The organism is Enterobacter cloacae complex sp. IR5441, from assembly GCF_049238215.1.
In the GTDB taxonomy this organism is placed as follows: domain Bacteria; phylum Pseudomonadota; class Gammaproteobacteria; order Enterobacterales; family Enterobacteriaceae; genus Enterobacter; species Enterobacter hormaechei_C.
Genome location: NZ_JBMKIA010000059.1, coordinates 1 through 11,153 on the forward strand (window position 1 = coordinate 1; position 11,153 = coordinate 11,153).

Here is an 11,153-nt window from a genome sequence, read left to right on the forward strand (position 1 = left end):
GTATTGAGCATAGTCGAGATTGGTGCAGATCACTTCTGATATTGAACTGTCAGGAGCTGGCTGCACAACAGCCATTACGCCCAATCAACTGGTGCAGTCGTCTTCTGAAAATGACACTGACGGCTGCGAACCGCCAGGGACAGGCGCAATGTCAGATTCTGTCGCGGCCTTGGCGCGTGCCTGGAAGCGTTCATAGCAATCCAGCCCGCAGAAATGTTCGACGTATTCCGCGCCTTCCGGGGTGAAGGCGGCATCGAGCGGAATTTCTTTGCAGCATACGCAGCAGGTGGTGCAACTGGCAGTGTTCGGGGCGTTTGCGTTCATGGTGGTACTCCTCCAGATTGGTAGCGAAGCTCAAAGCTGCCCACTCTCGGCTGGCTGGGAAGCGGTCATGATCTTCCCTTGAAGGCCCGCAGCAGCCGCGTCACAGACAGGACAAACAAGCCGGTCAGCGTGAGGGCTGCAATACCCCAGTGCTCCCCGATGAACGCGCCGGCCGTCGTGCCGGCTAGCACAATGGCGAGAATCGGCAAATGGCAGGGACAGGTGAGCACGGCCAGCGCGCCCCACAAGTAGCCGGTGATCGGTTTGTGCGTCTCAGACGGCAAGTGCTCTGGGCTGTTCATGGCAGACTCTCCGCGTGCTGTGCCGGTTCGGTTGGCATGGCGGCCAGTTGCATTTCGAGGCTGGCCAGGGCCTCGCGCCGACGCTCGACGAGTTGCCGCAACACGGCAAGCTGCGCAGACGCACCGTCACCGTCCGCAGCATCCAGCGCCCGGCACAGCCGCGCCAGTGCGTCCAGGCCGATACCCGCTTCGAAGGCAGCCCGTACAAAGCGCAGCCGTTGCAACGCGGTGTCATCGAACAAGCCGTAGCCGCCCGTGGTGTACGCGACCGGCCGTAGCAATCCGCGCAGCAGGTAGTCGCGCACGATATGCACGCTCACCCCGGCATCAAGGGCCAGCCGGGACACTGTGTAGGCGCTCATTGAACACCTCCTTTTCCTCATCCGGCGCAGCACGAAAGCTGCTTCACGTCCTTGCTGAAGGTCTGCGCCGCGAGCTTCAGCCCTTCGACCATGGTCAGGTAGGGGAACAATTGGTCGGCCAGTTCCTGCACGGTCATACGGTTGCGAATGGCGAGCACCGCCGTCTGGATCAGTTCACCCGCTTCCGGGGCCACCGCTTGCACGCCGATGAGCCGTCCGCTACCTTCCTCGATGACCAGCTTGATGAAGCCGCGTGTGTCGAAGTTGGCAAGCGCACGCGGCACGTTATCCAGTGTTAGCAGGCGACTGTCGGTCTCGATCCCGTCGTGATGTGCTTCCGCCTCGCTGTAGCCCACGGTGGCGACCTGCGGGTCGGTGAACACCACGGCCGGCATTGCGGTCAGGTCCAGGGCCGCATCGCCGCCAGTCATGTTGATCGCCGCACGAGTGCCGGCCGCTGCCGCCACATAGACGAACTGCGGCTGGTCGGTGCAGTCGCCGGCCGCGTAGATGTTCGGGCTACTGGTGCGCATGCCCTTGTCGATGACGATGGCCCCCTGCGCATTGACGGCTACCCCCGCCGCTTCCAATGCCAGGCTGCGCGTGTTCGGTGTCCGGCCGGTGGCGACCAGCAGCTTGTCGGCGCGCAATTCACCGTGCGTGGTGGTCAGCACGAATTCACCGTCCATATGGGCGACCTGGCTGGCTTGCGTGTGCTCCAGCACCTCGATGCCCTCGGCACGGAAAGCGGCTGTCACCGCCTCGCCGATGGCCGGGTCTTCACGGAAGAACAAGGTATTGCGCGCCAGGGCCGTGACCTTGCTGCCCAGCCGGGCAAAGGCTTGCGCCAGCTCCAGCGCCACCACCGACGAGCCGATTACGGCAAGGCGTTCGGGAATGGTGTCGCTCGCCAGGGCCTCGGTGGAAGTCCAGTAGGGTGACTCTTTCAAGCCCGGAATCGGCGGGACCGCCGGGCTGGCACCCGTGGCGACCAGGCAGCGGTCGAACATCACGACGCGCTCGCCACCCTCGTTCAAACTAACGATAAGGCTCTGGTCGTCCTTGAAACGCGCTTCACCGTGCAGAACGGTGATGGCTGAATTGCCGTCCAGGATGCCTTCGTACTTGGCATGACGGAGTTCTTCGACACGGGCCTGCTGCTGGGCCAGCAGCCGCTCGCGCAAGATCGTCGGCGGTGTGGGTGGCATGCCGCCGTCGAATGGGCTTTCCCGGCGCAGATGGGCGATGTGGGCGGCGCGGATCATGATCTTGGACGGCACACAACCGACGTTGACGCAGGTGCCGCCGATGGTGCCGCGCTCAATCAGCGTGACCTGCGCGCCTTGCTCGACGGCCTTCAGTGCTGCCGCCATCGCGGCTCCACCGCTACCAATGACGACGACCTGCAACGGGCGTTCGTTGCCACTGGGCTTATCAGCGGCCCCTATCCAGCCGCGCATCTTGTCGAGCAGGCCGGCGCGGTTGTCCGTCGGTGGCGCATCGGCAAGCGTTGCCTCGTAGCCCAGTCCGGCCACGGCGGTAGTCAGCGCATCCGATGACGTGCCCGCCTCAATGGCGAGTTGCGCTGTGCCCTTCGGATAGGACACCAGCGCCGATTGCACGCCGGGCACTTTCTCCAAGGCTTCCTTGACGTGAGCCGCGCACGAGTCGCAGGTCATCCCGGTGATTTTCAGGGTGGTCATGTATTTTTCCTTTTCTGTGGTGGCTACGGCTGTTGCCGTCAGCCACGTTGTTCTGGCAATTCACAGCTGTCCGGCCCGCAGCGGCGATGTGCTGGCGAGATGAAATCCCAGACCGACACCCCAACCATCAAGGCCAGGCCGACATAGAGCAGTCCACCGCTCTGACAGCCGTAAGCCCGCATTAAAAACACCGCTGCCAGCACCAAGATCGGGCCTATCGTGCCGAGCGCCGTGCGTCGCCACTGTCGATGATTGAGCCAAGCGATAGCATTGGCGAGTAACGCGATGCCGGCGAACATCGGCAGCAGGATGCCAATGAATAGCCCCTCGTACTGGCTCAAGAAGCCCAGTCCGATGGCCGCGCCAAAGCTGGCGATGGCAGGAAAACAGGCGGCGCAGCCCATCGCGGAAACGACGCTGCCGAGCGCGCCGGTTTTGCCAGCGATGCGCGTGATGAGTCCCATGTGTCGCTCCCGAGTTCGGTTAACGGATCAGCGTTTGAGGCTGGACGGATAGCCCGCGTCCTCGGTCGCCTTGGTCAACTTCTGGACGTTGGTCTTGGCATCGTCGAAGGTGACGACGGCCTGGCGCTTGTCGAAACTTACGTCGGTCTTGCTCACGCCCTCAACCTTGGAAAGCGCGTGCTTGACAGTGATCGGGCAAGAGGCGCAGGTCATGCCAGGCACGGACAGCGTGACGGTCTGGGTGGCGGCCCACACGGGGGCAACAACGGCAGCGAGGGCGAGGGCGGCAAACAGTTTTTTCATGATGAACTCCTGTGATTAATAGAAAAATGGCATGACGTAGGGAAATCCGAGCGAGACCAGGACCAGCGCGGCCACGATCCAGAAAATGAGCTTGTAAGTAGCTCGCACTTGGGGAATCGCGCAGACCTCACCCGGTTTGCAGGCTTGCGCCGGGCGGTAGATGCGCCGCCAGGCGAAAAACAGCGCGACCAGCGCTGCGCCGATGAAGATCGGGCGATAGGGTTCCAGCACCGTCAGGTTGCCGATCCATGCCCCGCTGAACCCCAAGGCGATCAAAACCAGCGGCCCCAGGCAGCAGGCCGACGCAAGAATGGCGGCCAGCCCACCGGCGAAGAGCGCGCCGCGCCCGTTTTGTGGTTCAGACTTTTGTGGTTCAGACATACGCTTGTCCTTTCAAATTTGGTTTGGATAGCTTAAGCTTACTTCCGTAGTTATGTACGGAGTCAAGCGATATGCAAATTAATTTTGAGAATCTGACCATTGGCGTTTTTGCCAAGGCGGCCGGGGTCAATGTGGAGACCATCCGGTTCTACCAGCGCAAGGGCCTGCTGCCGGAGCCAGACAAGCCCTATGGCAGCATTCGCCGCTATGGCGAGGCGGATGTAACACGAGTGCGGTTCGTGAAATCGGCCCAGCGGCTGGGCTTTAGCCTGGACGAAATCGCCGAGCTACTGCGGCTGGAGGATGGCACCCATTGCGAGGAAGCCAGCGGCCTGGCCGAGCACAAGCTCAAGGATGTGCGCGAGAAGATGGCCGACTTGGCACGCATGGAGGCCGTGCTGTCTGAACTGGTGTGCGCCTGCCATGCGCGGAAAGGGAACGTTTCCTGCCCGCTGATTGCGTCACTGCAAGACGGAACGAAGCTCGCTGCATCGGCGCGGGGGAGTCACGGGGTGACTACGCCTTAGCGTGCTTTATTTTCCGAATTCTGAGACGACCCCTGTGTGTTGAAAGACAAGATGAGAACCATGATGTGTACGTAGGTAAATTCATCCAGTTACATGTAGCCGCTAATAAGAGCCTTAAGATCGTCGAAATGGGCGATGTGAAACTGGTGGCCATAACCAGCTCGATTCCTACCACTTTTAATGGTGGGATAAAGAGATACAAAGGGGTTACGTATGTGTCACTTTCCCAAACAGCTCAAACCACTATCGACTTCCCGAAGCGTATCTACAAAGAGGGCCAGGAATGTACTTCTGTCACCAGTCCTGACCAAGGTCCTTTCGCCCGGGATGTTAGGTTGAATTGCTACGGGCGATGTGTTGTCACCGGCGTAAGGTCCCCCTGGCGTACTGAGGCCGCGCACTTAACGCCACGTCATGAAGAAGGCATTCCCGACGTAACGAACGGAATTTTACTTCGCCGTGATATCCATACACTGTTCGACAATGACCATTGCGCCATAAACCCTGACACTATGAAAATTTACTTCAGCCGGGAGGCCCGGGAGTTGGATGATGATCTCCTGAAATGGCATGGGAATGAGATAGAGACGACACGCATGCAGGTTCCGGTTAACATCGAAAACCTTCGGATACGATGGCAAAAATTTAAGGCTAAGGATCGTCAGCGTAAATAAAGCCATAAGCTGAACCACGGCGAGGATTAGTCTTGTTCACTAAATGACAGCGAGAGATTAAATGCAAACCCAAAAAGATATTACAGTTGGCCAGATCTGGGAAGAAGTGGATCCAAGACTGATCCGGAAAGTGCGAGTTGTTGAGGTGGCCTCGTTAGAAGGGCCCAAAGGCATCCTAATCGAAAACGTGGAGTCTGGTCGTAAGAACTGGGCGTCGTCATCCCGCTTTAATGGAAAGCGTGGAGGGTATCGTCTTATTTCCTGAAGGTTTTGCCAATATGGGAAACTGAAGAGGTTGAAACCATCCCGGTGAGGGAGCATATCTGGTAAAGAAGAGTCTTTAAAAAGGTTTTACGCGACCTGGGATAATAAACGGGAAAACGATACCCAAAAAAAGAATACAGCGATGATAACGATAAGGAATGGTAAGGGCTTCAATATTTTGAGAAATGACCTGGCTTCCTTTGCATCTGCATTTCTAATCAAACTGTCCACATAGGGATCACAGCTCTTAGGTTCTGAATTTTTCATATGTTCTGTACCTGAAATTGATTCCGTATGAGAAAAGGCCACCGAAGTGGCCTCTATCAAAACTGGTGGCAAAAGTTAGATCAGGAAATCATCAAGACTTTTACCGGCTGCAATTTGTTCTGCCAGAGCTTTGGGGGTACGGCCCTGTCCAGTCCACGTTTTTGTTTCGCCATTTTCATCAGTAAATGAGTATTTGGCCGGGCGTGGTTCACGGCTTTTCTTGGTAGCCGTAGATTTGGCCTGGAATGAGCCAAGCAGCTCTTCCGGGTTGATACCATCTTCTTCCATTAACTTACGCAGGGCGTCAAGTTTCTCCTGACGAGCTTGCAGTTCGGCAGCTTTGGATGATTCTTCCTGACGACGCTCATCAACAATGACATTAAGCTTTTCGAGGATTTCCTCAAGTACTTCTAAAGGCAGCTCGCGGCCCTGGGCGCGAAGAGTACGAATATTGTTTAACGATTTGAGTGCTTCAGACATACGACCTCACTTTCTAATTCTTTGATAAGGATTTACTTAATCATAATACACTCTATAAGGAAAAAGATGCCAGCTTTATGTCTTCAGGTACAAAGATATCTTGCTAAGAATACTCCTTATCTTCCTTGTGCAGACTGTTTCGTGCTTTCGATGTTGTTCATGAGTCTTAAAATCTGCTCACTGTTTAGGGTACTCATGCTGTAAATCATCAAGAAGGAAGCGCAGAACAACATAAGCAATCGGAAAAGGAAACCATGCCAGTGACAGGCCATATATGGCGGAGATAAACATAGGGTAATTTAACTCACTTACAAAATTCGCTTCATTGTATTGTTGAATCGAAATGGCAGAAGCAAAAATTATAATTAAAGTAAGAAAAATCCACTCTAGCCATCTCTTTTTATAACAAGCATAAGCGAAAGCTGTAGGGTAAAAAATAAAGCAAAAAATTCCAGCTGCAATTACGTTCATAAAAGTAACTTTCCTGATAGCGCAGTTATTTTTCGAATGCAGCATCATGAACAACTGCCATAACATTGATGATTGGCTTTCTTTTTCTGAAGAACCTTCCGCGCGGCAAAGTTTCTCCCGCTTTGAGACGATAAAGCCAGAAAACATAAGCCGGAGGAACATTGCTGTCAAAAATATCTGAACAAGTTTGAACTGTGATGCCTACTGTATTGTCTTTCCTCATCTCTTTAAAAGTGCCTTGCAATGCAGCGGATAACGTCATTTTTAAGAAACCTTTTTCTGTTTGAACGGATAGACTTGACTTAGCTGGCTTGACTGTAATGTTTGCCACTAAAGATCCCTCGTTCTGAGGATGCAGGCACTACAAAGTTACCGTCAGGTCTAATCATACGAGTTTGGATGAAATTTTTGCCGGATTTGGTTTTTTCAACCTGGTGCTCGATCTTCCATTCTTCTTTGACGGGACCGGATGACAAATGAACTAGAACCGGTACTTTTTTACGTGTTCTATCCAGAACAATACAATTTGATTTATCCGTATCAACGCTTCCCTGAAGAGTATTCAAAGAGCAATTATCATATCCCTCAACCGGAACTGCATTACCTTGGATATCAATTTTGAATCCTCCAGCTATTACAATTTCGGGTGCATTATCATTTAAAGTCTCGTCATAGGCAGCATCAACTACATCGCAAGCAGTAAGAGTAAGTGACGATGCCACAGCAAGACACAATAAAGAAAATCTGTTTTTGAGCATATTTGAGACCTTTTATAAAAATAAAATAACAGGAGAATTGTATCATTAACAGTCTAGTTCTAACGACTACCACTTTTAAGTATGTATTGAGCCAGTTTTATATTCAGGCACACCATATTGCACTCTAGCTCTTTCATCATCCTAGAAGAACTCTTAATTAAGTATTCTTCAAGTGGGCCAGCATATGCCCCTGATGTCACGATCGTTAGTTGCGTAAGAGGATGAGTCAAACTCTCAATGCCCTTCAGGATGTCATTCTGGACAGCAGAAATATAAACAGGCGAAGCCGCAATCAAATATTCATCATTCGGACTGGACTGCATTAACTGGCTTATAGTTGCGCAACGGTTATGCTTTCCTAGTGATTTTGTGATGGCTTTCCACCAGAGATCATGCCTGAATGGTACTTGATGAAATGTCGCCTCGTAAGAGGGCACCCGATCTCGACTATTTAAAAACCCCATCCCGGCAGAGATTATCCACAACTCCAGATTTCTGGTTGAGTTTAAAATTTCCTTTGCCGTAGACCAGTGATTACCTGAATACAAGGACAATGCCGGTACCGCCTGATTACTTCTGGCGTCGTCTACAATGTTACTCCAGGCATATGCTGCGTCGTCCGGGGTTTGTTTTGGATCTATGTCCAATGTCGGCCAGACGTGGCCCTGATGATTCTTGCCCTTTGTACAGGAAGTGATTAAGTGTACTGAGCGTTCAGAGAACATTATCTTCCTTACATACCCATAGAACAGCTTTCTAAGAACGGTGGGCTCGCCTGAAAATTACAAATCAGCCCCTTTCACGGCATCATTTTGATTCTTCGCGTCTGCCCCCAGTAAGATGACCGGTTTTCTGCATGACAGTGTTATTCCTAACAAACGCAACACAAAACCACGCCAGCCAGAGCAAATTTTTTCATTTGCTGCGTAAAGCCTATTGTTTTCTCTTTTAAGCTTCGCCCACTCGTTACAGAGGGTAACATCATCAAGCGCTGTTATATGCTTCGCCTCACCTTCGACGATAACGGTATGGATACCGTATGCTGTAAATCTCATACTATTTTCCAGAACCCAGTTGCGGTATTCGTTGAGTCCACCTTCGGAACCGGTAGCTCTGCGCCACATTTCAATTTGCTTGTGTGATGGGTCAAGTGTACTTGTCATTGAAGCCTCGTCTCAGCGATAACGCTTGAAATAGCCCGCTTTGGTCAAAATGAAATTAGCCATCTGACTGGCGATTTGATTGTATCTTACTCATAGTGCCCAACCTATAGGTTAAAAAGGGGCATTTTCGCTTTATAGCGTGTTCAACATCATCAATCATCCCAAGAAAGGCTGGCTTATTAAGCCGGTCCATCATTTTCTGTATATCTCTCATCAATTTTTATATCCGGCCTGAAGTGCACCGTTCAAGCACACCGATCAGGCAGTTAGTCACTAGTTAACTCTTTACTAGAGACTAAATTCCATTGATTTACGTGACAACGTCACGTCATTAAGGTTTGCAAATGCCTAATTTTCATACTATGGGATTTAATTAGGAGTAAATCCCACAGGTTTACATAAAGCTGACATTTAAAAGTGTTAAAAATCAATCAGATAGAAAGAAAAGGCTCTCCGGAAGAACTCTTCTCATTATTTCGCCGCCCGGGGTTATTGCTGACAGATCTGAAAGTGCTAATATGTTAGTCATTAGTAATTAGTAAAGCCTTTACTAAACGCGTTTCTACGTAAATTCTATTGGTTTTAGAGGGTCCTACTGTCCGAAGACAATAAAGTTGTACACAAAGCACTAAAGTTGTAACCATTCTCAAAAAACGACGCTAATGTTGTATGCTTACTGAATGTGTGGCTATAGGGTTGGAGACTATAAAATGCACATATAGGTACGTATCAATGTCGTTTTTTGGGTACGATCATGGGTAGGGGTAGGCGTCTCAAATCCTATTTGGATTATGAAAATGCGCTAGGTGACGGCATAGGAGTGGGCTATGGCCAAAGTTATCAGCCCTGGCTTAGAGCTCAGGACGTTAAATCCCGTGGAAACCGTTCGATAGTCTTTGGCCTTAAGACGTTTCGAAACCATCATCATGGGGTTTGAGGGCCAATGAGGCTTTGTTGAATAAATAAGATTTCGTGCGAACGACCCTGTAGCTGGCTGGATTTTCAGGCAATACGCACGCTTTCTGGCATCCCAGCCTTTGTCATCCTGTTCAACGCACGCACCATGGCCATAGCTTCCGCTACCTGACCATCGTAGTCACGCAGCGTCAGTGAATCTCCCAACAACTGCTTCATTCTGTACATTGCCGTTTCCGCTATCGAGCGACGGTTATATTCCGTTGTCCATTTCCACCGTGCATTGCTTCCGCTCAGCCGCTGATTAGCAACGGCACGGTTGCGGTCTGCGTACTCACCGGGCCAGTAACCTGCTCCTTTTCGGGGAGGAATAAGCGCGCTGATTTTTTTGCGGCGCAGTTCATCGTGACAGAGCCGGGTATCGTAAGCTCCGTCTGCCGCGGCTGCCCTGATTTTTCTGTGAGTCTGCCGGATAAGGCCCGGGAAGGCTTCTGAGTCCGTGACGTTATTCAGCGACAGGTCTGCACAGACAACTTCATGTGTGTTGCTGTCAACAGCAAGATGCAACTTTCGCCAGATACGACGGCGCTCTTTGCCGTGCTTTCTGACTTTCCATTCGCCTTCACCAAAGACCTTCAGCCCGGTGGAATCAATCACCAGGTGTGCGATTTCACCCCGGGTGGACGTCTTGAAACTGACATTAACCGACTTTGCCCGCTTACTGACACTGGTGTAATCCGGGCAGCGCAACGGAACGTTCATCAGGGCAAAAATGGAATCAATAAAACCCTGCGCAGCCCGCAGGGTCAGCCGGAATACGCGTTTAATCACCAGAACGGTGGTGATGGCGAGATCAGAATAGCGCTGGGGCCTTCCTCGTGATGAAGGCGTTGCCGACTCATACCAGGCCTGAATCGCCTCATCATCCAGCCAGAAAGTGAGGGAGCCACGGTTGATGAGAGCTTTGTTGTAGGTGGACCAGTTGGTGATTCTGAACTTTTGCTTTGCCACGGAATGGTCTGTGTTGTCGGGAGGATGCGTGATCTGATCCTTCAACTCAGCAAAAGTTCGATTTATTCAACAAAGCCGCAGCGCGAGTGAGAAAGGTCGTCTGGACGGTTTGCTATGCATCCGGGATCTCCAGCATGTAGCCCACGCCCCGCACTGTCTGGATCAGTTTTGTCCCGTAATCGTTGTCTATTTTAGCGCGGAGTCGCTTTACTGCGACATCAATCGCGTTAGTGTCGCTGTCAAAATTCATGTCCCAGACCTGAGAGGCAATCAGGGAGCGGGGAAGAACTTCTCCCTGATGGCGAATGAAGAATTCCAGCAAGCTGAACTCTTTACTGGTGAGCACAATGCGGTTCCCGGCGCGGCTGACTTTTCTGGATACGAGATCAACCGAGAGGTCAGCCACTTTAAGCTGGCTTTCCGTGATCATCGTGTTTCCCCGCCTGAGGAGGGTTCTTACCCGGGCGAGCAGTTCAGCAAACGCAAAGGGCTTCACCAGATAATCGTCCGCACCCAGCTCAAGTCCTTTGACCCTGTGTTCAATCGTGCCAAGGGCCGTCAGCAGTAATACCGGCATCCCCTTTCCGGCACTGCGCAGCATACGGATGATATCCCAGCCGTTTACATCAGGCAGCATGATATCCAGGATGGCTAAATCATACTCGGGGTGATGCTGCCAACTTACTGATTTAGTGTATGATGGTGTTTTTGAGGTGCTCCAGTGGCTTCTGTTTCTATCAGCTGTCCCTCCTGTTCAGCTACTGACGGGGTGGTGCGTAACGGC

General features: G+C 52.1%; 17 protein-coding genes and 2 pseudogenes. 4 read left to right on the forward strand and 15 right to left on the reverse strand.

Annotated elements, in window-relative coordinates; genetic code table 11:
* Positions 1 to 84: 84 nt before the first annotated feature.
* The 7 genes from ACOTX5_RS25410 to merT form a co-directional block, all read right to left on the reverse strand.
* A complete protein-coding gene (locus ACOTX5_RS25410) occupies positions 85 to 324 on the reverse strand; it encodes a DUF3330 domain-containing protein (RefSeq protein WP_063945291.1) in 240 nt (79 codons plus the stop codon).
* A 65-nt stretch (positions 325 to 389) separates the two neighbouring features.
* Entirely contained in the window at positions 390 to 626 is a 237-nt protein-coding gene (merE, locus tag ACOTX5_RS25415; protein WP_001087807.1) for a broad-spectrum mercury transporter MerE, read from the reverse strand.
* Positions 623 to 988: a mercury resistance co-regulator MerD gene (gene merD / locus ACOTX5_RS25420; RefSeq protein ID WP_001277466.1), complete on the reverse strand. Its 366-nt coding sequence runs from the start codon at positions 986 to 988 to the stop codon at positions 623 to 625. The genes merE and merD overlap by 4 nt, the downstream gene beginning before the upstream one ends.
* 17 nt (positions 989 to 1,005) lie before the next feature.
* Positions 1,006 to 2,691: a mercury(II) reductase gene (gene merA / locus ACOTX5_RS25425; RefSeq protein WP_000209296.1), complete on the reverse strand. Its 1,686-nt coding sequence runs from the start codon at positions 2,689 to 2,691 to the stop codon at positions 1,006 to 1,008.
* A gap of 38 nt (positions 2,692 to 2,729) precedes the next feature.
* Entirely contained in the window at positions 2,730 to 3,155 is a 426-nt protein-coding gene (gene merC, locus ACOTX5_RS25430) for an organomercurial transporter MerC (protein WP_234101346.1), read from the reverse strand.
* A gap of 27 nt (positions 3,156 to 3,182) precedes the next feature.
* A complete protein-coding gene (gene merP / locus ACOTX5_RS25435; RefSeq protein ID WP_000732275.1) occupies positions 3,183 to 3,458 on the reverse strand; it encodes a mercury resistance system periplasmic binding protein MerP in 276 nt (91 codons plus the stop codon).
* Between the two features lie 15 nt (positions 3,459 to 3,473).
* Positions 3,474 to 3,839 (reverse strand): mercuric ion transporter MerT, encoded by a 366-nt coding sequence (gene merT, locus ACOTX5_RS25440; RefSeq protein WP_001294656.1) that lies wholly within the window; start codon positions 3,837 to 3,839, stop codon positions 3,474 to 3,476.
* Between the two features lie 71 nt (positions 3,840 to 3,910).
* On the opposite strand from merT, the gene merR reads away from it, so the two are divergent.
* Entirely contained in the window at positions 3,911 to 4,366 is a 456-nt protein-coding gene (gene merR, locus ACOTX5_RS25445; RefSeq protein ID WP_001166628.1) for an Hg(II)-responsive transcriptional regulator, read from the forward strand.
* A 65-nt stretch (positions 4,367 to 4,431) separates the two neighbouring features.
* Positions 4,432 to 5,040 (forward strand): HNH endonuclease signature motif containing protein, encoded by a 609-nt coding sequence (locus ACOTX5_RS25450; RefSeq protein WP_000289256.1) that lies wholly within the window; start codon positions 4,432 to 4,434, stop codon positions 5,038 to 5,040.
* A 606-nt stretch (positions 5,041 to 5,646) separates the two neighbouring features.
* On the opposite strand, the gene ACOTX5_RS25455 is transcribed toward ACOTX5_RS25450, so the two are convergent.
* From ACOTX5_RS25455 to ACOTX5_RS25480, 6 genes are all read right to left on the reverse strand, one after another.
* Complete coding sequence (locus ACOTX5_RS25455; RefSeq protein ID WP_001287391.1) at positions 5,647 to 6,051, reverse strand: H-NS family nucleoid-associated regulatory protein; 405 nt, start codon at positions 6,049 to 6,051, stop codon at positions 5,647 to 5,649.
* Positions 6,052 to 6,228: 177 nt separating this feature from the next.
* Positions 6,229 to 6,522, reverse strand: coding sequence for a hypothetical protein (locus tag ACOTX5_RS25460; protein WP_001100635.1), 294 nt, complete (start codon positions 6,520 to 6,522; stop codon positions 6,229 to 6,231).
* 25 nt (positions 6,523 to 6,547) lie between these two features.
* Positions 6,548 to 6,853 carry a hypothetical protein gene (locus ACOTX5_RS25465; protein WP_223152485.1) on the reverse strand — a complete coding sequence of 102 codons (306 nt, stop codon included), beginning with the start codon at positions 6,851 to 6,853 and terminating at the stop codon, positions 6,548 to 6,550.
* Positions 6,825 to 7,280, reverse strand: a complete 456-nt coding sequence (locus tag ACOTX5_RS25470) for a hypothetical protein (protein WP_000916941.1) — start codon at positions 7,278 to 7,280, stop codon at positions 6,825 to 6,827. The genes ACOTX5_RS25465 and ACOTX5_RS25470 overlap by 29 nt, the downstream gene beginning before the upstream one ends.
* Positions 7,281 to 7,339: 59 nt before the next feature.
* Positions 7,340 to 8,005, reverse strand: coding sequence for a hypothetical protein (locus ACOTX5_RS25475; RefSeq protein WP_001447900.1), 666 nt, complete (start codon positions 8,003 to 8,005; stop codon positions 7,340 to 7,342).
* 57 nt (positions 8,006 to 8,062) lie between these two features.
* Positions 8,063 to 8,443 carry a hypothetical protein gene (locus ACOTX5_RS25480; protein ID WP_001371925.1) on the reverse strand — a complete coding sequence of 127 codons (381 nt, stop codon included), beginning with the start codon at positions 8,441 to 8,443 and terminating at the stop codon, positions 8,063 to 8,065.
* 754 nt (positions 8,444 to 9,197) lie between these two features.
* Between ACOTX5_RS25480 and ACOTX5_RS25485 the strand changes: the two are divergent.
* A pseudogene (locus ACOTX5_RS25485) lies at positions 9,198 to 9,368 on the forward strand (transposase); the annotation flags it as partial.
* A 77-nt stretch (positions 9,369 to 9,445) separates the two neighbouring features.
* Here the strand turns inward: ACOTX5_RS25485 and ACOTX5_RS25490 are convergent.
* Entirely contained in the window at positions 9,446 to 10,414 is a 969-nt protein-coding gene (locus tag ACOTX5_RS25490; protein ID WP_000654811.1) for an IS5 family transposase, read from the reverse strand.
* Between the two features lie 67 nt (positions 10,415 to 10,481).
* A pseudogene (gene silR, locus ACOTX5_RS25495) lies at positions 10,482 to 11,072 on the reverse strand (copper/silver response regulator transcription factor SilR); the annotation flags it as partial.
* An 18-nt stretch (positions 11,073 to 11,090) separates the two neighbouring features.
* Here silR and ACOTX5_RS25500 point away from each other — a divergent pair.
* Positions 11,091 to 11,153 (forward strand): IS1 family transposase (locus ACOTX5_RS25500; RefSeq protein ID WP_001676991.1); only part of this gene is annotated, 63 nt, incomplete at its 3' end.